Genomic DNA, 24,231 nt, shown 5'->3' with positions numbered 1-24,231 from the left:
TTTGCCCGCTTCCCATCAAACCGGCAGCGGGCAATAAACACTTTTAGTGCAGGATTTTCGCCAGGAAATCGCGGGCGCGATCAGATTCCGGATTATTGAAAAAGTCGTCTTTATTACGGTCTTCCACGATCTTCCCTTCGTCCATGAAAATCACGCGGTTCGCGACTTTACGGGCAAAGCCCATTTCGTGGGTCACCACCATCATAGTCATGCCTTCGTTTGCCAGCTCAACCATCACGTCCAGCACTTCGTTGATCATCTCCGGGTCAAGCGCTGAGGTCGGTTCGTCAAACAACATGGCGATCGGATCCATACACAGTGCGCGGGCGATAGCCACACGCTGCTGCTGCCCGCCGGAAAGCTGGCCGGGGAATTTGTTGGCATGAGCGGATAAACCGACGCGCTCCAGCAATTTTAATCCTTTTTCTTTCGATGCTGCTTTATCGCGTTTAAGTACTTTCACCTGCGCCAGCGTCAGGTTATCGATGATAGACAAATGCGGGAACAGCTCAAAATGCTGGAATACCATGCCGACTTTCGCGCGCAGTTGCGCCAGATTGGTTTTCTTGTCATTGACCGGCGTACCGTTGACCAGGATTTCGCCTTTCTGAATCGGCTCAAGCCCGTTCACGGTTTTAATCAGTGTTGATTTACCCGACCCGGAAGGCCCGCAAACGACCACAACTTCACCTTTTTTAACTTCGGTGCTGCAATCGGTCAGCACCTGGAACTGCCCGTACCATTTAGAAACATTCTTCAGTGAAATCATGAAACGGTCCTTTTCTTCAAATAACGCACCAGCAAGGAAGCGGAAAGGCTGATAACAAAGTAAATAAGTCCTGCAAACAGCACCATCTCAACCAGCGTACCGTCACGGTCGCCGATGTTGGATGCGCTGCGGAAGAAGTCGGCGAGGCCCAGAACATAAACCAGCGAGGTATCCTGGAATAAAACAATGGCCTGTGTCAGCAACAGGGGCACCATCGCGCGGAAGGCCTGCGGCAGAATCACCAGTTGCATGGACTGCCATTGGGTCATGCCCAGCGCCAGTGCGGCGGAAGACTGCCCGCGGGCAATGCTGATAATCCCGGCGCGAATGATTTCGGAATAATAGGCCGCTTCAAACAGGGCAAAGGCGACCATCGCTGAAATCAGGCGGATATCCGTTTTAGGGGATAATCCGAGCACTTTTTGCAGGAAGCCGGGCACAATCAGGTAGAACCACAACAGCACCATCACCAGCGGAACGGCGCGGAACAGATTGACGTAGGCCGACGCAAACCAACGCACAGGTCTGAATGTCGACAGGCGCATCACCGCCAGCAGAGTACCCCAGAGGATACCGACCACAATCGCCAGCGACGTGATTTTCAGGGTGACGACCATGCCTTGCCACAAATAGGGCAGGCCGGGGCCGATAGAACTCCAGTCAAATTCATGCATTCTTATTTACCTCCCATGTTGCCCGGCAGGCGGACTTTACGTTCAACAAAATGCATCAGGAACATGATGACGGCATTGATAAGGACGTAGGCAACGGTAATCGCAGTAAAGGATTCATACGCATGAGCGGAGTAATCAAGTAATTTGCCGGCTTGTGCCGCCATATCCACCAGACCGATAGTTGACGCAATGGCTGAGTTTTTCACCAGGTTAACCATTTCGGATGTCATCGGTGGCACGATCACGCGATAAGCGTTCGGCAGCAGAACATAACGGTAGGTTTGAGGCAACGTCAGGCCCATTGCCAGCCCGGCATTGCGCTGACCGCGAGGCAGTGACTGAATGGCCGCACGCACCTGCTCGCACACGCGGGCAGCGGTGAACAGACCAAGGCAGATCATTGACGAGGTAAAGAATTGCACATTCGGTGCCAGTTCTGATTTAAACCACATGCCGATATTTTCCGGCAGCAGTTCAGGCACAACCAGATACCAGATGAAGAATTGCACAATGAGCGGCACGTTACGGAAAAGTTCAACGTAACAGGTGCCCATGCCCGAAAGAATGCGGTTAGGAACGGTACGCAGTATCCCGAAGAGTGAACCGACGAAAAACGCGATGTTCCAGGCGCAAATCGACAGCGCGACGGTGACCTGAAATCCATTCCAAATCCAGCCCAGGTAGGTGGTATTCCCAAAGGGGGCTTGTTGCAGGAATATGCCCCAGTTCCAATCTATTGACATAAAAACTCCGTAAACCGGGCAATCAACTACCCATCTGAGTGATGACGTGATCCGCGTGAAAATGAATGGGAGGAAATGCGGGGTGGGGAACGACCGCCCCGCATCCGGTCTGCATCATCACAGGCTGGTGGTCCAGCCTTATTCTTTAACTACACTTCTCTTGGTTATACCCGTCTGTCTGGTATTTCTTACAGTGCTTTGTCGTTTGGCGCTTTGTACAGGGCTTTCATATCGTCAGACAGTTCAAAGTTCATGTTCAGATTCTTCGGAGGAATAGGTTTTTTGAACCAGGTTTCAAACCACTTGGTTGCTTCACCGGAAGTCTGTGCTTTCACGATGGTGTCATCGACCAGTTTTTTGAACTCAGCATCATCTTTACGCATCATGCAGCCATACGCTTCTTTTGACTGCGGCGTGCCGAGAATGACCCAGTTGTCAGGCTGTTTGGCTTTCGCACGTTCACCGGCTAACAGAGCATCATCCATCATGAACGCAACAGCACGCCCGGTTTCCAGCGTACGGAAGGAGTCGCCGTGGTCTTTCGCACTGATGATGCGCAGGTCCAGTTTCTTCTCTTCGTTAAGCTTGTTGAGCAACACTTCAGACGTTGTCCCGGAAGTGACAACAACGGTTTTGCCTTTCAGGTCAGCGAAATCTTTAATTTCAGACCCTTTCTTCACTAACAGACGGGTGCCGATAACAAAGATAGTGTCTGAGAACGCGGCTTGCTGCTGGCGTTCAAGATTGTTGGTGGTTGAGCCACACTCAAAATCATAGGTGCCGTTTTGCAGCAGCGGAATACGGTTCTGTGAGGTGATTGGCATCATTTTGACCTGCAGGTTTGGCAGGTTCAGTTTTTTCTTCACCGCATCAACGATGGCGTCAGAGTAATCCTGTGAATAACCGACGACTTTCTGTTCGTTGTTGTAGTAAGAGAATGGCACGGAGGATTCGCGGTGACCTACCACGATGACGCCATTGTCTTTGATTTTCTTCAGGGTGCCGGTCAGTTCTTCTGCGTGAGCAAAGCTGCTTACGGCAACACTTGTCAACACTACGGATAACGCCAATTTGCGCAATTGCATGTCCAACTCCTTGCTGTCATTAGGGATCCAAACTCAGGGATCAGAAAGTACTAATGCCTCGTCATATGAAGCTAGAAAATAACTGAATGTGAATTTTATGAAACCACATTGTTTCTTTTTTGAGACGAGACACGCACCAATTAAAAGCAACTAACGGGCCGTGCACCTGAAAGGTGCACGAGGAATAGCCTTTTTGTTCCAAAATAATGCACGCTGTCATAAAAAGTAACTAATCAGATATCTTTCAATTAGATGTAGCAAGAGTCATGCCAGAAAGCCTGATTTAACTTCATCGCCGGTCAGATAATCAGCGCTTAATGCCGGGTTTATGACAAACGGCAGCAGGTAAAAGGGGGCGATGATGAGAATGAAAAAAGGAATGCGACAAAACAGTTCAGGCGCCCGAAGACGCCTGATTTAAAGAGGAATTGTGACAATTCAGTTTTTACGACGGCCCAGCCACAGTGCCGCGACAGCCATGATGAGCGTCACTATCCACACCGGCCACCAGCCAACGCGCGCATACGGCGTCATACCGGTTGTCGGCGTAACCTTCACGTTCAGCACCTGACGGGTAAACTGCGGAATTTCAGCCGTCACATCACCCTGCGCATTCACTACGGCGGTAATGCCATTGTTGGTACTGCGCAATAAAGGACGACCTAACTCCAGTGAACGCATGCGTGCCATCTGGAAATGCTGCCACGGGCCAATCGAGTGTCCGAACCAGGCATCGTTGGAAATGGTCAGCAGGAAATTGGTGTCAGGCCGCATGTTGTCACGCACCTGTTCACCAAATACCACTTCATAACAAATGGCGGTAGTCAGATTGAGGCCGCTGACAAACAAAGGTTTCTGCACATAATCGCCGCTGGTCAGGCCCGACATCGGCAGATCGAAGAACGGAGCGAGAGGGCGCAAAACCCTTTCCAGAGGAACGAACTCACCGAACGGCACCAGATGATGCTTGTTGAAGCGGTTGTCGTCCGGATAGTGATAAGTCTGTTCACCACCCAGCACGATAGCGCTGTTATACACTTTCATGCCTTCTTCGTTACGGCGTGCGTCGATAATCCCGGTGATCAGCTGAGTCCCGTGCGAACGGTAGATATTATCCACCATGCTCAGGAAAGCCTGCTGGTCGGATTCAATGTCTGAAATCGCGGATTCCGGCCAGATGATCATGCTGGATTTACCGAGATAAGGACGGCTGAGATCCAGATACGTTTGCAGCGCGCTTTCCAGCGCCTTCGGATCCCATTTCATGGACTGCGGAATATTGCCCTGAACCAGCGCAACATCGACAGCTTTCTCCGGCTGTTCCTGATACCAGTGAATATAGCGTAGCGGCCATGGCAGCAGCAGCATCGCCAGCGCAACAATACCCGGCACTTTCCGGCGCTGGTAAATCGCATAAACCAGCAGACCGCTCAGGGATGTCAGTAAAAGCGTAATGCCGTTTACACCTGTGATTGGCGCAAGACCTTTCAGCGGGCCATTAATCTGGCTGTAACCAAATTCAAGCCACGGGAAACCGGTCAGCACCCAACCGCGAAGGAATTCGGTAATCTGCCACAGCGCAGGCGCGGCAATCGCCAGTTTCCACCAGGTGGTTTTCGGCCACAGTTTACTGAAAAAAGCGGCAAACAGCAGGGTGTAAAGCGACAGGTAAGCCGCCAGCAAAATCACCAGGAACAGGTTGATGGCTTCCGGCATACCGCCAAAGGTGGCGATGCTGACATAAACCCAGTTAACGCCAGTTCCAAACAGGCCAAATCCCCAGAAAAAACCAATACACGCCGATTGCGCCGGACGGCGATCCAACGTTAATGCCAGCAGACCGCAGAGTGAGACGATAGCGGCAGGCCAGAAATCATAAGGAGAGAAAGCGAGTGTGCCACAGGCACCGAATAAGAGCGCCAGCAGGGCGCGAACCCGCTGGCGTTGATATAAAGAGGCAATTGCCATGGAGTATTTATTCTTCCAGTTTCGGTTGCGGCGCGTCGTCCGGTATTTTTACATGAACCTGAATAATACGGCGGCTGTCGGCCATCGCAACCTTGAACAGGTAACCGTCAATTTCAATGCTTTCGCCTCGTGCCGGTAAATGGCCGAAGGACTGCATCACCAGACCACCAATCGTATCGACTTCGTCGTCACTGTAATGGGTCTGGAAGACTTCATTAAAATCTTCAATCGGTGCCAGCGCGCGGACGGTGTAGGTATGGCGGCTAAGCTGGCGGATATCCAGATCTTCAGCTTCGTCATACTCATCGTCAATTTCGCCGACAATCAGTTCGAGGATATCTTCTATAGTGACCAGGCCTGATACGCCGCCGAATTCATCGACAACAATCGCCATATGGTAACGCTGGGAGCGAAACTCCTTCAGCATGCGGTCAACACGTTTGCTTTCAGGAACCACCACGGCGGTTCTCAGCACTTTATCAATGCTGAATGGCTCAGACGTGGTGCGCATAAACGGCAGCAGGTCTTTGGCCATCAGGATGCCTTCAATGTGATCCTTATCTTCGCTGATCACCGGGAAACGGGAGTGTGCGGATTCGATGATGACATCGAGGCACTCTTCCAGCGGCTGATTGCGTTTGAGCGTGATCATCTGGGAACGGGGGATCATGATGTCCCGGACGCGCTGTTCGGCGATATCCATCACGCCTTCCAGCATGTCACGGGTATCGGGGTCGATCAGATCGTTTTGTTCTGAGTCACGGATCAGTTCAACCAAATCGCCACGGTTTTTAGGTTCACCGTGAAAGAGCTGGTTAAGGATAAGGGAAAAGAAGCCCTTCTTGGGACTGGGGCTGTCACTGTTTTGTGAATGGTCATCGCTCATGGCGTTTGGTTTTGTTTTCTCGTGTTGGTGGTCATTATGATCAACTCTTAGCCTGAAACGCCTGCGGGAGAATGATCTCCGTAGCAGGCGTTGTATGAATCCGGGCTAATCTCAGTTGTCTTCTTTTTCTGAAATATAAGGGTCAGGATAACCCAGACCTTGCATGATTTCAGTTTCAATCGCTTCCATCTCTTCGGCTTCGTCATCAACGATATGGTCATAGCCCAGCAAATGCAAACTGCCGTGAATAACCATATGCGCCCAGTGAGCCAAAAGTTCTTTTTCCTGCTCTTTAGCTTCCTTCTCAACCACCTGACGACAAATAATCAGGTCGCCGAGCAGCGGCATTTCCATGCCAGGAGGTGCTTCGAACGGGAAGGATAACACGTTGGTCGGTTTATCCATGCCACGATAAGTCATGTTTAATTCATGGCTTTCCGGGATATCGACCAGACGGATTGTCACTTCCGATTCTTCCTGAAACTGAGGAAGCACGGCTTCCAGCCAGGTCTGGAAGTCATTTTCTGACGGTAAGCCTGCGTTTTCTTCACAGGCGATTTGTAAATCGAGGATTACCGTATTCATTGACTGACCTGCTGGGATGCGTTGTTTTGATATTCATGTTTACGCTCTGCGGCAATCGCATCGCGACGTTTCTGGTCTTCTTCTTCCCACGCTTCGTAAGCTACAACAATTCGTGCGACAACCGGATGACGGACAACGTCCTCACTGTGGAAAAAGTTAAAGCTGAGTTCTTCGACGGACGACAGCACTTCAATGGCGTGGCGCAGGCCGGATTTCTGATGGCGAGGCAAGTCGATTTGCGTCACGTCACCGGTGATCACCGCTTTGGAGTTAAAACCAATACGGGTCAGAAACATCTTCATCTGTTCGATGGAGGTATTCTGGCTTTCATCAAGGATGATAAAAGCGTCATTCAGGGTACGGCCACGCATGTACGCCAGCGGAGCCACTTCAATGACGTTACGCTCAATCAGTTTTTCAACTTTCTCAAAGCCCAGCATCTCAAACAGTGCGTCATACAGCGGGCGCAAATACGGGTCAACCTTCTGGCTGAGATCGCCCGGCAGGAAGCCCAGTTTTTCACCGGCTTCAACGGCAGGGCGCGTCAGCAGAATGCGGCGCACTTCCTGACGCTCCAGCGCATCCACGGCAGCGGCAACAGCAAGATAGGTTTTCCCGGTTCCGGCAGGGCCAATCCCGAAAGTAATGTCGTGGTCGAAGATATTGGCAATGTACTGCGCCTGATTCGGCGTACGCGGTTTGACCATACCGCGTTTGGTTTTAATGATGACCGATTTGCCAAAATCAGGCACGCTTTCAGCCGTTTGCTCAAGCACGCGACTTTCTTTGATCGCCAGATGGATTTTTTCAGGATTGATATCCTGAATCTCACCACGCAGCGGCGCGGTATCTACGTATAAGTCGCGCAAAATATCTGCGGCTGCCGCAACCGGCAGACTCTTACCAACAAGTTTAAATGCGTTATCACGACGGTTGATTTCAACGCCCAACCGGCGTTCCAGTTGTTTGATATTGTCATCAAACGGCCCGCACAGGCTCAGCAAACGCTGATTGTCTTCGGGCTCCAGCAAAATCTCTTGTGTTACAACGTTCAAACTTATCCTTTGGGTCACTCTGGACCGGTTTACCCTTCATACTTCAGGGACGTTCTATAAGACAGATGACTGTAAATTGCTTACAGCCATCAACCATACCTGAGTTAATAATACATGCCCTTGGCAAAATATGCTGCGGCTTGCGGGCAGTTGCAGGAACCTGCATCCGAATATGCGGCCTTTCCTGGAAAATTTAACTCTTGAAGCCGGTGTAACGTCTGAATTATGAAAAGAAACAGGACGCCGGAGCGCCCTGTAGGGTTCAATGATTCTTCGCCTCAATGATTCAGGGTTGATATATCCCAACGCCCAATTCATTTTCTTTGCGGGTACGTGCAATAACGGATTGTGGTGATTCGTGCAGACGCAGCGCCATTTGTTCTTCCGTGCGTATAACTACACCGCGCAGGGAGTTGGCGTAGACATCGACAATTTCGACATCAACGAATTTGCCAATCATATCCGGCGTACCTTCAAAATTGACTACGCGGTTACATTCGGTGCGTCCGGTCAGTTCCATAATGTCTTTACGGGACGTTCCTTCCACCAGAATGCGCTGAACGGTGCCCAGCGTAGCGCGGCTAAACCGCATCACCTGTTGCGTAATCCGCTCCTGCAACAGCGCCAGACGCTGTTTCTTCTCGTCCATACCCACGTCATCGACCATGTCGGCCGCAGGCGTTCCCGGACGCGGCGAGTAGATGAAGCTGAAACTGACGTCGTAATTGACCTGCGCAATCAAATCCATCGTGCGTTCGAAGTCATCGTTGGATTCGCCCGGGAAGCCGATGATGAAGTCAGAACTGAAATGAATATCCGGACGCGCAGCCCGCAATTTACGGATGGTCGATTTGTATTCCAGCACCGTGTGCGGGCGTTTCATCATAGTCAGAATGCGATCAGAACCGCTCTGAATGGGCAGATGCAGGAAACTCACGACTTCAGGCGTGTCTCTATAGACTTCGATGATGTCGTCGGTAAATTCCACCGGATGGCTGGTGGTAAAGCGGATGCGGTCAATGCCATCGATGGCTGCCACCAGACGCAGTAACTCCGCAAATGTGCAGATGCCGCCGTCAAAGGAATCGCCGCGATAGGCATTCACGTTTTGTCCCAGCAGATTAACTTCACGCACGCCTTGTGCGGCCAGCTGAGCGACTTCAAACAGGACGTCATCGCACGGGCGGCTGACTTCTTCGCCACGCGTGTAAGGCACCACGCAGAAGCTACAGTATTTATTGCAGCCCTCCATGATGGAGACAAACGCGGTGGGGCCATCTGCACGCGGTTCCGGCAGACGGTCAAATTTTTCAATCTCAGGGAAGCTGATATCCACGACCGGGCTCTTAGTCCCGCGAACGTGATTGACCATTTCTGGCAGGCGGTGCAGGGTTTGCGGCCCAAAAACGATATCGACGCAAGGCGCGCGTTTACGCAGCAGTTCACCTTCCTGAGAAGCAACACAACCGCCGACGCCGATGATGATGTCTGGGTTTTTCTTTTTGAGCAGTTTCCAGTGTCCGAGCAGGCTGAACACTTTCTCCTGTGCTTTTTCCCTGATTGAGCAGGTATTCAGCAGCAAAATATCTGCTTCTTCAGCGTTATCCGTCAACTGGTAGCCGTGAGTGCTGTCGAGAAGGTCGGCCATTTTGGATGAATCATATTCATTCATCTGGCAGCCCCAGGTTTTTATGTGCAGTTTTTTAGTCATCAGCGTGTCAGTACTCAATACGGGGAACGTTAGATCGGCAGTGCCGCAGTGCATAGCGTTGTTCAGAGGCAGCATTGTAAACCCTCCCCTTAGCGCTGACCAGTGCCGGAAAGCAGCTTAGGCCCTGATGCTGACACAAAAATCCGGTACACTTTGCATAATGAACGGATAAAGAAAGCTGGAATAAAATGAATAATTCAGAGAAGTCATTTGATGCAGTGATTGTCGGTGGCGGTATGGTCGGCGCGGCGGCGGCTCTCGGGCTGGCTCAGCAGGGGCTGCAGGTTGCGCTGATCGAAAATGAACCGCCGGTTGAATTTGACGCGTCTGCCGCCGCCGATCTGCGGATTTCTGCAATAGGCTGCGCTTCTGTTCGTTTTTTGCAGAAGCTGGAGGCGTGGCCCGCTGTCGAAAAAATGCGTTCAGTGCCGTACCGCCGTCTGGAAACCTGGGAAGTTGATGGTTCCGACGTAAAATTCGATGCGCAATCGCTCGGATTGCCGGAGCTGGGATTCATGGTTGAAAACCGCGTGCTTCAGCTGGCGCTCTGGCAGCAATTTGATGCGCTCTCCAATCTGACCCGTTTTTGCCCGGCTAAGCTTCGCCACCTGCTGCAACATGATGATAAAACCTGGTCACTTCAGCTCACGACTGGCGAACTCCTGCGTACAAAATTGGTGATCGCAGCCGACGGGGCGAATTCTCTGGTCCGCCAGCTGGCAGGGATCGGTGTTGATGGCTGGGAATATCGTCAGCACTGCATGTTGATTAACGTAGAAACTGAAACGCCGGATCAGGATGTCACCTGGCAGCAATTTTTCCCTTCCGGCCCGCGCGCGTTCCTGCCGCTGTTTGGCCATCAGGCGTCGCTGGTGTGGTACGACAGCCCGCAGCTTATCCGTTATCTGAAAACGCTGAACATGAAACAGCTGACGGCTGAAATTATGCAGGCTTTCCCGCCGCGCCTTGGAAAAATCAACGCAGTGGCGGCGGGCGCATTCCCACTGGTTCGCCGTCATGCACAGCGTTATGTTCTGCCGGGGCTGGCGCTGGTGGGCGACGCGGCGCATACCATTAATCCGCTGGCCGGGCAGGGCGTGAATCTGGGTTATCGTGACGTAGAAGCGTTACTTTCCGTGCTGGAAAAAGCGCGTGATCATGATGAGGCGTGGAGCAGCGAGAAAGTGTTGTTACGCTATCAGCGTCAGCGGCGTCTGGATAATCTGCTGATGCAAAGCGGCATGGATTTGTTCTACACCGCGTTCAGTAACGATCTGGCACCGGTCAAAGCGTTGCGTAATCTGGCGCTGATGACCGCACAGCGCGCAGGCGTACTGAAAACCAAAGCGCTGAAATATGCATTAGGGATTTGATAAGCGAGGGCAGCCCGGACGAATGTCGGTTTGCCCTTTATTTTTTCTGAGCGCGCCGCAAACAGCAAAAAGCCCGCACGAGGCGGGCTTTCTTAATGTGGCTGGGGTGCCAGGATTCGAACCTGGGTATGCTGGTATCAGAAACCAGAGCCTTACCGCTTGGCGACACCCCAATTTTATAACTCACTACCTTTTGAGCAGTGTACTGCAAGTAAAATGGTGGCTACGACGGGATTTGAACCTGTGACCCCATCATTATGAGTGATGTGCTCTAACCAGCTGAGCTACGTAGCCAAATTCTACTGACTTACTTCAAAAACTCAAGCACTAATTTATCTAACTTAATAATAAATTTCAAGTGCTTACCAATTATACAGAAAGAAGTATGGCTGGGGTACCTGGATTCGAACCAGGGTATGCTGGTATCAAAAACCAGTGCCTTACCGCTTGGCGATACCCCAACAGTACAACTTCTTCAAACTGGATTTTCCTCACTTTCACAATAAAACCGTGAGAGATAAGAAAATGGCTGGGGTACCAGGATTCGAACCTGGGAATGCTGGTATCAAAAACCAGTGCCTTACCGCTTGGCGATACCCCAACTGTGCTGCCGACTCGATGAAATGGTGCGGGAGGCGAGACTTGAACTCGCACACCTTGCGGCGCTAGAACCTAAATCTAGTGCGTCTACCAATTTCGCCACTCCCGCAAAAAAGATGGTGGCTACGACGGGATTCGAACCTGTGACCCCATCATTATGAGTGATGTGCTCTAACCAACTGAGCTACGTAGCCATCTTTTTTCGCGCTACCTTCATCGGCGTTGCGGGGCGCATTATGCGTATATGGCCGTTTTGCGTCAACACCTTTTTTGGAGAAAAAGGCGTGAGAGCGTCCATTTGTCTGGCTTATAACCACTCTGGTGATTAATTGGGCAAAAGACATTATTTTTGCTGGCTTTCCCCATAAAAAAACGGGCCCAAAACGGCCCGTTTGCAACAAGGAAATTTACCGGTAAAACACTTATTTGTACGCGGACTGATGCACGCCAACGGCACGGCCAGAAGGATCGTCCATGTTTTTAAACGCTTCATCCCACTCGATGGCTTTCGCCGAAGAGCATGCCACTGACGGGCCGCCAGGCACACATTCTGCCGCGCTTGGCACCGGGAACAGCTCTTCGAAAATGGTGCGGTACAGGTAGCCTTCTTTTGAAGTTGGGGTGTTGTACGGGAAACGGAAATGCGCCGTTTCGAGCTGTTGGTCAGTAATCTGCTGAGACGCGACTTCTTTTAACGTATCGATCCAGCTATAACCCACGCCGTCAGAGAATTGTTCTTTCTGGCGCCATGCAACACTGTGTGGCAAATAGGACTCAAAACATTCACGCAGGATATGTTTTTCCATCTTGCCGTTGCCGCACATTTTGTCTTTCGGGTTGAGGCGCATCGCGACATCGAGGAATTTTTTATCCAGGAAAGGTACGCGGGCTTCCACACCCCAGGCAGACATCGCTTTGTTGGCACGGGCGCAGTCATACATGTGCAGGGCCAGCAATTTACGCACGGTTTCTTCGTGGAATTCTTTCGCGTTTGGCGCTTTATGGAAGTACAGGTAACCGCCCAGCACTTCGTCCGCACCTTCGCCGGACAACACCATCTTAATACCCATCGCTTTGATCTTACGCGACATCAGATACATCGGTGTTGACGCACGAATAGTGGTCACGTCGTAAGTTTCGATGTGATAAATCACGTCACGGATAGCGTCCAGACCTTCCTGTACGGTGAAGTGAATTTCATGGTGCACGGTGCCTAAATGGTTTGCGACTTCCTGAGCAGCGCGCAGATCCGGAGAACCGTCCAGGCCCACAGCAAAGGAGTGCAACTGTGGCCACCAGGCTTCGCTCTGATCTTTATCTTCGATGCGGCGACCGGCAAATTTCTTGGTAATCGCTGAAATCACGGAAGAATCCAGACCACCGGACAGCAATACGCCGTAAGGCACGTCAGACATCAGATGGCTTTTCACGGATTCTTCCAGCGCATCTTTCAGTGCTGCGGCGTCGGTGACATTATCTTTTACGTTTTCGAAATCAAACCAGTCACGGTGATAATATTCACGGATTTCGCCGTCCTGACTCCACAAATAGCTGCCCGCCGGGAATTCTTTGATGGTGCGGCAAACCGGCACCAGCGCTTTCATTTCTGACGCCACGTACATGTTGCCGTGTTCGTCATATCCCATGTACAGCGGGATGATGCCCAGATGGTCGCGGCCAATCAGATATGCGTCTTTTTCTGTGTCATACAGAATGAAAGCGAACATGCCTTGAAGTTCGTCGAGGAACGCCGGGCCTTTCTCCTGATACAGCGCCAGAATGACTTCGCAGTCAGACGCGGTCTGGAATTCATATTTGTCGCCCAATTCAGCGCGCAGAGCCTGATGGTTGTAGATTTCGCCGTTTACAGCCAGAACATGGGTATGTGCTGCGTTATACAAAGGCTGTGCGCCATTGTTCACGTCGACAATCGACAGACGTTCATGCGACAGAATCGCTTTGTCGCTGGCGAACACGCCGGACCAGTCTGGCCCGCGGTGACGCATCAGGCGCGAGAGTTCCAGCGCTTTTTTGCGCAGCTCGATGGAGTCAGTTTTGATATCGAGCACACCGAAAATTGAACACATATTTCTATCTCCCTAACGACGTTTCTCTGGCTGTCATTTTTATGTTTATGAATAAAGATCAACGTTGCCGTTCTTTCAGTTTTAGTCAGGCTATGTTGCGTTGCTGACTATGAAAATGCGTCAAAACCCCTGTGTTGTGCAAGTGGTTTAACGCGATTCTGATAAATAGTGTGTTGATGAGGGGAGTTTGTTAGTGGATGTTCAGTTAAATGGCATTTCTATTGATGGATTGTCAATTTAATGACGAAAAATTGTGGGGAATTCAAAAAAACGAAAAAACGGATAAAAATCAGGCAGCAAGGCAAAAAAAAACGAGCCTGAATGTGGATTCAGACTCGTTTTTACGGGCTTACCCGACGCGGTCAGATGATATCGATATCCGCCACAGAAGGGTAAATCCAGGTCGGGCGGAAAGGCATTCCTTCAATATCATTCAGCGAAGACACGCCGCTCAGCACCAGAATGGTTTCCAGACCCGCCTGAAAACCGGCCAGAATGTCAGTTCGCAGGTTATCGCCAACGATGACCGTGCCTTCTGAGTGAGCCTGCATCTTGTTCAGAGCAGAGCGAATAATCCACGGGCTCGGTTTACCGACATAAAACGGCTTACGTCCGGTGATTTTTTCAATCGGCGCACATAACGCGCCGCAGGCTGGAACGAAACCGTGTCCGTGATTGTCCGGGTTTGTCGCAATAAAGCGCGCGCCGTTTGCCACGAAATACGCCGCTTTATGAATCATGTCCCAGTTATAAGAACGCGTTTCACCGACGATCACAAAATCTGGATTGATGTCAGTGATGGTGAAACCCGCTTTATACAGCTCGTGGATCAGTGCACCTTCACCCACGACGTAGGCTTTTTTGCCTTCCTGACGTTTCAGGAAATCAGCCGTTGCCATCGCGGACGTGAAGAACGCGCTTTCCGGCACTTCAAGGCCGGCAGCACTGAAGCGGTTTGCCAGATCCTGAGCAGTTTGGGAAGGGTAGTTGGTGAGAATGACCAGAGGCATTCCCTGTTCCTGAATTCGGGCCAGAAAGCGATCGGCACCCGGCACAGCAGTGTTGTCGTGCAACAGCACGCCATCAATGTCACAGATTACATTCTTTATTGTCATAATTTCCAAACCTACATTTTCAGCCCCATTCCTGGCAGCCCATTACTATAGCACGTCTTAATTTTCCACCAGACGCTGCAACAGAACGCCATTCAGCATAGCCCGTTTAACCAGGGCAAAAGCGCCAATCGCGGACTGATGATTAAGCAAGGAAGTCACAACCGGCAAATTGCGGCGGAAATCTTTTAAAACCTGCGCATTAATACAATTCTGAATCGCCGGAAGCAGGACTTTATCCGCTTCGGTAATTTCACCGGCGATCACCACTTTTTGCGGGTTAAACAGGTTGATGGCAATGGAAACGGCTTTGCCGAGCTGACGGCCAACGTGGTCAATGACTTCTGTTGCCAGTGCATCATGACGATTGGCCGCCTTACAGATAGCGGAAATTGAGCAGTCGTTCAGGCTGAGTTTGCTGGCGTAGCCTTGCGTGAGCAGATGACGCACCCGATTTTCAATAGCGCCATTCGCAGCGACCGTTTCCAGACAGCCGAAATTGCCGCAGTGGCACCGTTCGCCCAGCGGGTCGATCTGAATGTGGCCAATTTCGCCCACGTTGCCGTTACTGCCGAGGAAAATCTGTCCGTTAACAATGATCCCTGCGCCGGTTCCGCGGTGCAGACGAACCAAAATGGAGTCCTGACAGTCGCGGGTTGCCCCAAAATAGTGCTCGGCGAGGGCCAGACTGCGGATATCGTGGCCGACAAAACTGGTGACTTTGAATCTGGCTTCCAGCGCATCCACCAATTTCCACGCGCCGACGCTGATGTGCGGCATGTAACGGACGATGCCTTTATTCGGATCAACCAGGCCCGGCAAGATCACGGAAATCGCAATCAGCTCGCGAATTTTACGCTGATTCAGCTCGATAAATTGCGCGATCGCCTCAAACAAGGCGTTCTCAAGGGTTTCCTGAGTGCGTTCTGGCAGGGAATAATGCTGCTCGGCCAGTGATTTGGCGCTGAGATCGTAGAGCGTGATGGTCGCGTCATGGCGGCCAAGACGCACGGCAATCGTATGAAAAGGGCGGGTTTCGGTGATGATAGAAATGGCACGGCGACCGCCGGTGGAAGCCTGCTGATCCACTTCTTTGATCAGCCCACGCTCAAGTAGCTGTCGGGTAATTTTGGTGACACTGGCGGGCGCTAACTGGCTCATGTCGGCGATTTGAATGCGCGAAATGGGGCCTTTTTGGTCAATCAGGCGGTAAACCGCCGCGCCGTTTAACTGCTTAACCAGATCAACGTTGCCGATTTGTGCCTGCTGTCCGCCAGTTGTCATCAATACTGTTATCCGCTCAATTAAACTTCGTCACCATTAACGATAGTTTTTGTGATTTTGAAATCATGAGTGAACGCGGTGAGATTGGCGACTTTGCCTGCTTCAATGCTGCCCAGCTTGCCGTCGAGGCCAATCGCGCGGGCCGGATAAAGCGATGCCATTCGCAGCGTTTCATCCAGTGCAATGCCAACATGTTCGACGCTATTTTGAACCGCTTCGATCATGGTCAGCGCAGAGCCGCTCAGTGTTCCGTTTTCGTCCACACAGAGTCCGTCACGGTAGTATATTGTTTTACCGGCAAAAATGAACTCATCAATATTCGCACCCGCTGGCGCTGTGGCGTCGGTGACAAGCACCAGTTTCTCGCCTTTGAGCTTTTTCGCGTTGCGGATATTGGCATAATCGACATGCAAACCGTCGGCAATTACACCGGTATACACTTCCGGCGTATCGAAGATTGCACCAATCAGGCCAGGCTGACGACCTGTAATCGCCGGCATTGCATTATAAAGGTGCGTTGCGAAGGTGATACCGGCCGCAAAACCGGCGCGGGCTTCGGCATACGTCGAATTGGAATGGCCTGCGGAAATCACAATACCGGCAGCGCGCAGCTGGCGGATATAGCGGGCTTCAACCTGTTCCGGCGCAAGCGTCAGCTGCGTGATGACATCGGCGTTTTCACACAGAAAATCAATCATGGCGTCGTCAGGCTTACGGATAAAGGCCGGATTGTGGGTGCCTTTTTTCAACGGGCTCAGATACGGGCCTTCAAGATGCAGACCCAGCGCCTGATTCGGATATTTTTCCAGATACGTGCGCATTACGCTGACGCCGTGCTTCATGTAGTCATCGCTACAGGTGATCAGCGTCGGTAAGAAACTGGTACAGCCGGATTTTTCGTTGGCTTTCTGCATGATTTCTAACGTTTCTACTGAAATAGCTTCCAGTGAATCGTTGAACTGCACGCCGCCACAACCATTAAGTTGCAGGTCGATAAATCCGGGGGCAAGAATGGCACCGTCCAGATCGCGGGTTTCCACATTGTCCGGCAACTCACTGACCGCGCAGACACGTTCGATTTTGCCATCGGCAATCACGACCGCATGGTTATCCAGAACGTCGTGGCCGGTGAAGATCCGGCCGTTGATTAAAGCGTACATCATGCCCCATTCCCCTTCATCTTTTGAGCCGCAGCTGCGTTGGCTGCCTTATTCGCACCGGTCACTTACTTGAGTAATCTCCCGGTGACTCGCGCAGCTGCCGCCTTGCTGCAACTCAAATGATTTTGGGGATTCAGTTAGTTAAAGATTTTTCATATTTTCCGCTTCTAACTCGCGGAAATATTTAACAGTTTTGACTTTCAGTTCCATGGTGGACGGTTCGTCACACACCATAACGGCTTTTGCGTGCAATTGCAGGCAACTGATTGTCCACATGTGGTTGATGTTGCCTTCGACGGCAGCTTCGAGCGCCTGCGCCTTCGCGTGGCCAGTCACCAGAATCATCACTTCCTCAGCATCAAGTAGTGTACCCACGCCAACGGTCAGGGCGTATTTTGGCACCTGAGAGACATCATTGTCGAAGAAACGTGAGTTTGCGATGCGGGTTTCATGTGTCAGGGTTTTGATACGGGTACGCGAAGCCAGGGAAGATGCCGGTTCGTTGAAGGCAATATGACCGTCGTTGCCCACGCCACCCATGAACAGGTGAATTTTACCGTAAGACTTAATTTTTGCTTCGTACTGGCGGCATTCTTCGTTGACGTCTGGTGCATTACCATTCAGCAGATTGATGTTTTCACTCGGAATATCAACGTGATCAAAGAAGTTTTTGTGCATGAAGGTATGGTAGCTCTCAGGATGTTCCTGCGGTAAGCCAACATATTCGTCCATGTTGAAGGTCACGACGTTTTTGAAGCTAACCTGGCCTGCTTTATGCATGGCGATTAAATGTTTGTAAGCTTCGAGTGGTGTGCCACCAGTAGGTAAGCCCAAAATGAACGGGCGCTCGGCAGTGGGTTTGAAGGCGTTAATACGTTCTACGATATGACGTGCTGCCCATTTGCCAACTTCAGTGGTGGTGTTTAAAGGAATAAGTCTCATCACGTACCTCTAGTTTCAGAATATTGAATATACTGTTGATATCCTTTGTCCTTGACGCTGCAGGTGCGTTGGCTGCTTTCACTCACCCGAATCACTTACCTGTGTAAGCTCATCGGGATTCACTCGATTGCTGCCTTCCTGCAACGTCAATGACTGCGGATATACGTAGTCAAAGTAAAAACTAAGTTCGTCAGTTCAAAGGCGGTCTTGTTAAGCGTAAACCACCGTGGCGGTTTATGACTGGCACAATGCCGTCTAGATTTTTTTAATGATAAAATAAGTTTTGTGTGTTGACCAGTCTGATGGCATGTTATGACCTCTTTTTGGTGACATTTCTCACAAAAAGAGAGGTTTTAATTTGCGATACGAAATAATCTTTTTACACTCGCAGTGCTGTTAGTTATAAGTGCAGTCGGTTAAATCGGAACGGTAAGTAAAGGTAGTAACCATACTAATTAAACTACTTAGGTGATTCGCCTGGCGGCGGATAGGGGGAAATGTGAATATTCTTGGATTCTTTCAGCGTTTAGGCAGAGCACTTCAGCTGCCGATAGCCGTACTGCCGGTCGCGGCGTTACTGCTGCGTTTCGGTCAGCCTGATCTTCTTAATATGCCGTTCATCGCACAAGCCGGTGGCGGGATTTTCGATAACCTGGCCCTGATTTTTGCCATTGGTGTGGCATCAAGCTGGTCTAAAGACAACGCGGGTGCTGCGGCACTGGCGGGTGGTATTGGTTATTTCATTCTGACCAAGGCGATGATCACCATCAACCCGGCCGTCAACATGGGCGTTCTGGCGGGTATCATTACGGGTCTGGTCGGCGGTATGGTTTACAACCGCTGGTCTGATATCAAACTTCCTGATTTCCTGAGCTTCTTCGGTGGGAAACGTTTCGTTCCTATCGCAACGGGCTTCTTCTGTCTGATTCTGGCCGCGATCTTCGGTTACGTCTGGCCTCCGGTGCAGGATGCAATCCGTGCCGGTGGTGAGTGGATCGTAGGTGCAGGTGCATTCGGTGCGGGTATCTTCGGTTTTGTAAACCGTTTATTGATCCCAACCGGTCTGCATCAGGTTCTCAACACCATCGCATGGTTCCAGATTGGTGACTTCACCAACGCAGCGGGCACAATATTCCACGGCGACATCAACCGCTTCTACGCGGGTGACGGCACCGCAGGGATGTTCATGTCCGGCTTCTTCCCGATCATGATGTTTGGTCTGCCAGGCGCGGCATGTGCAATGTACTTCGCTGCACCGAAAGAACGTCGTCCATTGGTAGGCGGTATGCTGGTCTCCGTTGCGGTGACCGCGTTCCTGACCGGTGTGACCGAGCCGCTAGAATTCCTGTTCATGTTCCTCGCTCCGCTGCTGTATTTAGTCCACGCGATCCTGACCGGGATCAGCCTGTATATTGCAACCGCGCTGGGCATCCACGCTGGCTTCTCCTTCTCAGCAGGTGCAATTGACTATGCGTTGATGTACAACCTGCCGGCGGCAAGTAAAAACGTCTGGATGTTGCTGGTGATGGGCGTAGTGTTCTTCGTCATCTACTTCGTGCTGTTCAGCGTCATTATCCGCATGTTCAACCTGAAAACGCCGGGCCGTGAAGACGACGCCGACCATATCGGTGAACCGGAAGCAAACAGCAATACCGAAGAAGGCCTGAACCAGCTGGCGGTGAGCTACATCAGCGCACTGGGCGGTTCTGATAACTTCAAAGGTATTGATGCCTGTATTACTCGTTTGCGTCTGAACGTGAAAGATGCCGGTACTGTTGATGATGCAGCCTGCAAACGTCTCGGTGCGTCCGGTATTGTTCGTCTGAACAAACAAAGCATTCAGGTAATCGTCGGTGCAAAAGCGGAATCTCTGGCTGATGCGATGAAAAAAGTCATGGCCCGTGGCCCGGTTGCCGCAGGCAGCGCAGCCGCACCAGTCGCTGTGAAAACCACTCCACAGGCTGTACCAAACAGCGTTAAAGCCATCGTTGAGACGCTGGTTGCGCCGGTTACCGGTGACATCGTGGCGCTGGATCAGGTGCCAGACGAAGCCTTCGCCAGCAAAGCAGTAGGCGACGGCGTGGCGATTCGCCCGACAGATAAAACGGTCGTAGCGCCGGCTGCGGGTACCGTGGTGAAAATCTTCAACACCAATCACGCATTCTGCCTGGAAACCACTTCCGGCGCTGAAATCGTGGTTCACATGGGGATCGATACCGTTGCACTCAACGGCCAGGGCTTCACCCGCCTGGTTGAAGAAGGTGCAACCGTCACTGCCGGTCAGCCTGTACTGGAACTGGATCTGGATTACCTGAACGCGAACGCGCGCTCAATGATTAGCCCGGTTGTGGTCAGCAATATCGATGATTACACCGGTGTGATTTCACTGGCCAGCGGTTCTGTGGTCGCTGGTCAGACCAAACTGTTTGAGATTCAGGGTAAATAATTTCCTGACGTCGATTCAGTTCAACGTAGTTCTGGCGGGAAGAGAGCAATCTCTTCCCGTTTTTTATTGTTTACGGACACGCGGTATGCAGATAACCACGATTTTATGCAAGTAACGGTTGTTTCCCGACGTGGCTTGTTGGAACATAACAGGTTATCTGTAGAGTCAATGTTGCGTAGAGGAATTGCACAATGAGTGAGGCTGAAGCCCGCCCAACAAATTTTATCCGTCAGATTATTGATGAAGATCTGGCGACCGGGAAACACAATACCGTTCACACCCGTTTCCCGCCTGAGCCTAATGGTTATCTGCATATCGGCCATGCGAAGTCTATCTGCCTGAACTTCGGTATTGCGCAAGACTATCAGGGGCAGTGCAACCTGCGTTTTGACGATACCAACCCGGCAAAAGAAGACATCGAATTCGTTGAGTCGATCAAACACGACGTCCAGTGGTTAGGCTTCGACTGGAGTGGTGATATTCACTATTCTTCCGACTATTTTGATCAACTGCACAGCTACGCGCTGGAGCTTATCAACAAAGGTCTGGCTTACGTTGACGAATTGTCTCCGGATCAGATCCGCGAATACCGTGGCTCACTGACGTCTGCGGGCAAAAACAGCCCGTACCGTGACCGCAGCGTAGAAGAGAACATCGCGCTGTTCGAAAAAATGCGTAATGGTGAATTCGCTGAAGGCGCGGCGTGTCTGCGTGCAAAAATCGATATGGCATCGCCGTTCTTCGTCATGCGTGATCCGGTTATCTACCGTATCAAATTTGCCGAACACCATCAGACCGGCACGAAATGGTGCATCTACCCGATGTATGATTTCACCCACTGCATTTCCGATGCGCTGGAAGGGATCACCCACTCGCTGTGTACGCTGGAATTCCAGGACAACCGTCGTCTGTACGACTGGGTCCTCGACAACATCACGATCCCATGCCACCCGCGTCAGTACGAGTTCTCCCGTCTGAATCTCGAATATTCCATCATGTCCAAGCGTAAGCTGAATCTGCTGGTGACGGATAAGATCGTAGAAGGCTGGGATGACCCGCGTATGCCAACCGTTTCTGGCTTGCGTCGTCGTGGTTATACCGCCGCTTCAATCCGTGAATTCTGCCGCCGTATCGGGGTGACTAAACAAGACAACAACGTCGAAATGATGGCGCTGGAATCTTGTATTCGTGACGATCTGAACGAAAACGCACCGCGCGCCATGGCGGTCATTAATCCGGTTAAAGTGATCATTGAGAACTTTACCGGTGAAGATGTGCAAAGGGTGAAAATGCCTAATCATCCGAACAAACCGGAGATGGGTACGCGCGAAGTGCCGTTCACCCGTGAGATTTATATCGATCAGGCTGATTTCCGCGAAGAAGCCAACAAACAGTACAAACGTCTGGTGCTGGGCAAAGAAGTTCGTCTGCGCAATGCGTATGTCATCAAAGCTGAACGCATTGAGAAAGATGCCGAAGGTAATGTGACAACGATCTTCTGCTCATACGACATCGAAACGCTGAGCAAAGATCCCGCTGATGGCCGCAAGGTAAAAGGCGTGATCCACTGGGTTTCCGCAACCGAAGGTAAACCGGCGGAATTCCGTCTGTACGACCGTCTGTTCAGCGTCGCGAATCCGGGCCAGGCAGAAGACTTCCTGACCACGATCAACCCGGAATCTCTGGTGATCGCGCACGGTTTCGTTGAACCTTCTCTGGTGGCGGCTCAGGCTGAAGTCAGCCTGCAGTTCGAGCGTGAAGGTTACTTCTGTGCCGACAGCCGCTACTCCAGCGCTGAAAATCTGGTCTTCAACCGTACCGTTGGCCTGCGTGATACCTGGGAATCAAAACCTGTCGCGTAAGTCACCGAAGAATGATTGCTAAACGCAGCTCCGGCTGCGTTTTTTATGTCTGAAATTCGCGGAGTTTTCTTTTTCATCGCGAATTAATGTATTTTTCATGCTCGCTTTTTAAGCATGAACTTCCATAATATGAAAATGCTGAAACGTTTAAATTAATACGATTATCACTTAATTATTTGTTTTACTTATCGATTAAAAGTATCCACTGATTTAATCCCTTCCGAACCGCTTCTGTTACACTTTTTCATCTTTATGTGCACTTTGTCATACTTCAGCTATCAGGGTTTAATTACTCATTGATAATTCGCGTCGCGAAAAATACTCTTAACCTTGCTTTATACGGTTACGCCTCTGGCGGCCGCTTTTAATACCCGTTTGGGTTTTGCACGTTTTTTAGTCAAAATGAGGAATTTCTATGCACAAGCACCTTAACAGGGGCAGGGGATCGGCTTACCTGAAACCTGTGATGTACACGCTGGCTGGCACGTTGTTGGGCGGCGGAATGATGTTCCCTGAAGAGGCCAGAGCGGCTGGCTTTATTGATGATTCGACGCTGACCGGCGGTGTGTATTACTGGCAGCGCGAACGTGACCGCAAAGATTTGAACAAAACCAAAGAAGAAACTCGCCCGGACGGCTCAAAAGTCACGGTGAATAACCCCGACTACGATAAATATGCCACCAACCTTTCGCACGCGACCGCCAACCTGAATCTCGATTTCTCCTCCGGCTACGCCTGGGACATGTTCGGTATCGACATCGCCGCGTTTACCGCGATTGAACTCGCCGAAGCCAGCGACAGCGGCCACCCGAACGAAATCGCCTTCTCCTCCAAAAACCACGCGTATGACGAAGATTACTCCGGCGATAAAGGCGGCGTCAGCCTCTACAAAGCCGCCGGAAAATTCAAATATAGCGGATTTTGGGGCCATGCCGGTTACATTCAGCCGACCGGACAAACGCTGATCGCCCCGCACTGGAGTTTTATGCCGGGGACGTATCGCGGTGCAGAAGCCGGGTATAAACATGATTTTGGCGATCCTGGCGAACTGAGTTTCTCCTACATGTGGGCGGATGAATACAAATCGCCGTGGCATCTGGAAATGGATGACTTCCGCCAGAACGATAAAAAAACCGGTGTTTCCTACATCCACTCGCTGGGGGCGAAATACGACTTCAAAAATGATCTGGTGCTCGAAGCCGCTTTTGGTCAGGCAGAAAGTTACGTCGATCAGTACTTCGCCAAGGCGTCGTACAACATTGATCTGATGGGCAATCCGCTCACGACCAGTTACCAGTTCTACGGCGCGGAAGATCGTATCAGCAGCCAGAACGATCCGAACAGCCTGTATGACGGTTTAGCCTGGTTGCAGGCGCTGACTTTCGGTTACACCACCGGCCAGTTCAACTGGCGTCTGGAAGGGACCATGGTCAAAGCAGAAGGGAATCAGGGGTATTTTTTACAACGCATGACCCCAACGTATTCTTCTTCTAACGGACGTCTTGATGTGTGGTGGGACAACCGTTCTGACTTCAATGCCAATGGCGAAAAAGCCGTTTACGCAGGTGTCTTATACGATCTGGCGAAATGGGAACTGCCGGGCTTCGCGGTGGGCGGTTCTTATGTTTACGCCTGGGATGCCAAACCGAGTACCAATCCAGCTTATGATCAGAGCCAGCGCCTGAAAGAAAGCGCCTGGAGCCTTGATGCGCTCTACACCATTCAGGAAGGCCGCGCGAAAGGCACGCTGTTCAAACTGCATTACACCCAGTACGACAACCACTCGGACATCCCGAGCTGGGGCGGCGGTTACGGCAACATTTTCCAGGATGAAAAAGACGTGAAATTCATCGTTATCGCGCCATTCACTATTTTCTGAGGACACAAAA

At 51.2% G+C, this 24,231-nt stretch carries 18 protein-coding genes and 6 tRNA genes; 4 read left to right on the top strand and 20 right to left on the bottom strand.

Annotated features, from left to right (window positions below; genetic code table 11):
* Positions 1–43 precede the first annotated feature (43 nt).
* From ACM5QY_RS21165 to miaB, 9 genes are all read right to left on the bottom strand, one after another.
* Entirely contained in the window at positions 44–769 is a 726-nt protein-coding gene (locus tag ACM5QY_RS21165; RefSeq protein WP_104922936.1) for an amino acid ABC transporter ATP-binding protein, read from the bottom strand.
* Positions 766–1,443, bottom strand: a complete 678-nt coding sequence (gene gltK, locus ACM5QY_RS21160) for a glutamate/aspartate ABC transporter permease GltK (RefSeq protein ID WP_416122547.1) — start codon at positions 1,441–1,443, stop codon at positions 766–768. Before gltK ends, ACM5QY_RS21165 begins: the two co-directional genes overlap by 4 nt.
* Before the next feature lie 2 nt (positions 1,444–1,445).
* Positions 1,446–2,186 (bottom strand): amino acid ABC transporter permease, encoded by a 741-nt coding sequence (locus ACM5QY_RS21155; protein WP_416122546.1) that lies wholly within the window; start codon positions 2,184–2,186, stop codon positions 1,446–1,448.
* 188 nt (positions 2,187–2,374) lie between these two features.
* Complete coding sequence (locus ACM5QY_RS21150; RefSeq protein ID WP_416122545.1) at positions 2,375–3,271, bottom strand: amino acid ABC transporter substrate-binding protein; 897 nt, start codon at positions 3,269–3,271, stop codon at positions 2,375–2,377.
* 438 nt (positions 3,272–3,709) lie between these two features.
* The gene (gene lnt / locus ACM5QY_RS21145; protein WP_416122544.1) at positions 3,710–5,239 is read right to left on the bottom strand and encodes an apolipoprotein N-acyltransferase; all 1,530 of its coding nucleotides are present in this window, start codon (positions 5,237–5,239) and stop codon (positions 3,710–3,712) included.
* A 7-nt stretch (positions 5,240–5,246) separates the two neighbouring features.
* Entirely contained in the window at positions 5,247–6,125 is an 879-nt protein-coding gene (corC, locus tag ACM5QY_RS21140; RefSeq protein WP_104922931.1) for a CNNM family magnesium/cobalt transport protein CorC, read from the bottom strand.
* A gap of 111 nt (positions 6,126–6,236) precedes the next feature.
* Positions 6,237–6,710: an rRNA maturation RNase YbeY gene (gene ybeY / locus ACM5QY_RS21135; RefSeq protein ID WP_416122543.1), complete on the bottom strand. Its 474-nt coding sequence runs from the start codon at positions 6,708–6,710 to the stop codon at positions 6,237–6,239.
* Positions 6,707–7,783, bottom strand: a complete 1,077-nt coding sequence (locus ACM5QY_RS21130) for a PhoH family protein (protein ID WP_416122542.1) — start codon at positions 7,781–7,783, stop codon at positions 6,707–6,709. The genes ybeY and ACM5QY_RS21130 overlap by 4 nt, the downstream gene beginning before the upstream one ends.
* Before the next feature lie 268 nt (positions 7,784–8,051).
* Positions 8,052–9,476: a tRNA (N6-isopentenyl adenosine(37)-C2)-methylthiotransferase MiaB gene (gene miaB, locus ACM5QY_RS21125; protein WP_416122950.1), complete on the bottom strand. Its 1,425-nt coding sequence runs from the start codon at positions 9,474–9,476 to the stop codon at positions 8,052–8,054.
* 188 nt (positions 9,477–9,664) lie between these two features.
* On the opposite strand from miaB, the gene ubiF reads away from it, so the two are divergent.
* Positions 9,665–10,849: a 3-demethoxyubiquinol 3-hydroxylase gene (ubiF, locus tag ACM5QY_RS21120; protein WP_416122541.1), complete on the top strand. Its 1,185-nt coding sequence runs from the start codon at positions 9,665–9,667 to the stop codon at positions 10,847–10,849.
* Positions 10,850–10,947: 98 nt separating this feature from the next.
* Here ubiF and ACM5QY_RS21115 read toward each other — a convergent pair.
* The 11 genes from ACM5QY_RS21115 to nagB form a co-directional block, all read right to left on the bottom strand.
* Positions 10,948–11,022, bottom strand: a tRNA-Gln gene (locus ACM5QY_RS21115).
* Between the two features lie 44 nt (positions 11,023–11,066).
* Positions 11,067–11,143, bottom strand: a tRNA-Met gene (locus ACM5QY_RS21110).
* Between the two features lie 92 nt (positions 11,144–11,235).
* Positions 11,236–11,310, bottom strand: a tRNA-Gln gene (locus tag ACM5QY_RS21105).
* A 65-nt stretch (positions 11,311–11,375) separates the two neighbouring features.
* A tRNA-Gln gene (locus ACM5QY_RS21100) sits at positions 11,376–11,450 on the bottom strand.
* Positions 11,451–11,473: 23 nt separating this feature from the next.
* Positions 11,474–11,558: transfer RNA gene (locus ACM5QY_RS21095), tRNA-Leu, on the bottom strand.
* 8 nt (positions 11,559–11,566) lie between these two features.
* Positions 11,567–11,643: transfer RNA gene (locus tag ACM5QY_RS21090), tRNA-Met, on the bottom strand.
* 228 nt (positions 11,644–11,871) lie between these two features.
* Positions 11,872–13,536 carry an asparagine synthase B gene (gene asnB, locus ACM5QY_RS21085; protein ID WP_416122540.1) on the bottom strand — a complete coding sequence of 555 codons (1,665 nt, stop codon included), beginning with the start codon at positions 13,534–13,536 and terminating at the stop codon, positions 11,872–11,874.
* Between the two features lie 362 nt (positions 13,537–13,898).
* Positions 13,899–14,651, bottom strand: a complete 753-nt coding sequence (locus ACM5QY_RS21080) for an HAD-IIA family hydrolase (RefSeq protein ID WP_101075809.1) — start codon at positions 14,649–14,651, stop codon at positions 13,899–13,901.
* A gap of 57 nt (positions 14,652–14,708) precedes the next feature.
* On the bottom strand, positions 14,709–15,932 hold the full coding sequence (gene nagC / locus ACM5QY_RS21075; RefSeq protein ID WP_416122539.1) for a DNA-binding transcriptional regulator NagC: 1,224 nt from the start codon (positions 15,930–15,932) through the stop codon (positions 14,709–14,711).
* 20 nt (positions 15,933–15,952) lie between these two features.
* Positions 15,953–17,092 (bottom strand): N-acetylglucosamine-6-phosphate deacetylase, encoded by a 1,140-nt coding sequence (gene nagA / locus ACM5QY_RS21070; RefSeq protein ID WP_416122949.1) that lies wholly within the window; start codon positions 17,090–17,092, stop codon positions 15,953–15,955.
* Between the two features lie 141 nt (positions 17,093–17,233).
* Positions 17,234–18,034 (bottom strand): glucosamine-6-phosphate deaminase, encoded by an 801-nt coding sequence (nagB, locus tag ACM5QY_RS21065; RefSeq protein ID WP_416122538.1) that lies wholly within the window; start codon positions 18,032–18,034, stop codon positions 17,234–17,236.
* Positions 18,035–18,533: 499 nt separating this feature from the next.
* On the opposite strand from nagB, the gene nagE reads away from it, so the two are divergent.
* The 3 genes from nagE to chiP all read left to right on the top strand — a co-directional run bounded on the left by nagE (position 18,534) and on the right by chiP (position 24,221).
* Positions 18,534–20,480 (top strand): PTS N-acetyl glucosamine transporter subunit IIABC, encoded by a 1,947-nt coding sequence (nagE, locus tag ACM5QY_RS21060; protein ID WP_416122537.1) that lies wholly within the window; start codon positions 18,534–18,536, stop codon positions 20,478–20,480.
* Positions 20,481–20,671: 191 nt separating this feature from the next.
* Complete coding sequence (gene glnS / locus ACM5QY_RS21055) at positions 20,672–22,342, top strand: glutamine--tRNA ligase (RefSeq protein WP_416122536.1); 1,671 nt, start codon at positions 20,672–20,674, stop codon at positions 22,340–22,342.
* Between the two features lie 466 nt (positions 22,343–22,808).
* Positions 22,809–24,221, top strand: a complete 1,413-nt coding sequence (chiP, locus tag ACM5QY_RS21050) for a chitoporin ChiP (protein ID WP_416122948.1) — start codon at positions 22,809–22,811, stop codon at positions 24,219–24,221.
* Positions 24,222–24,231 lie beyond the last annotated feature (10 nt).

Origin of the sequence: Rahnella sp. PCH160 (genome assembly GCF_047784855.1) — a bacterium.
In the GTDB taxonomy this organism is placed as follows: Bacteria; Pseudomonadota; Gammaproteobacteria; order Enterobacterales; family Enterobacteriaceae; genus Rahnella.
This window is presented reverse-complemented; position numbering and strand designations above follow the sequence as displayed.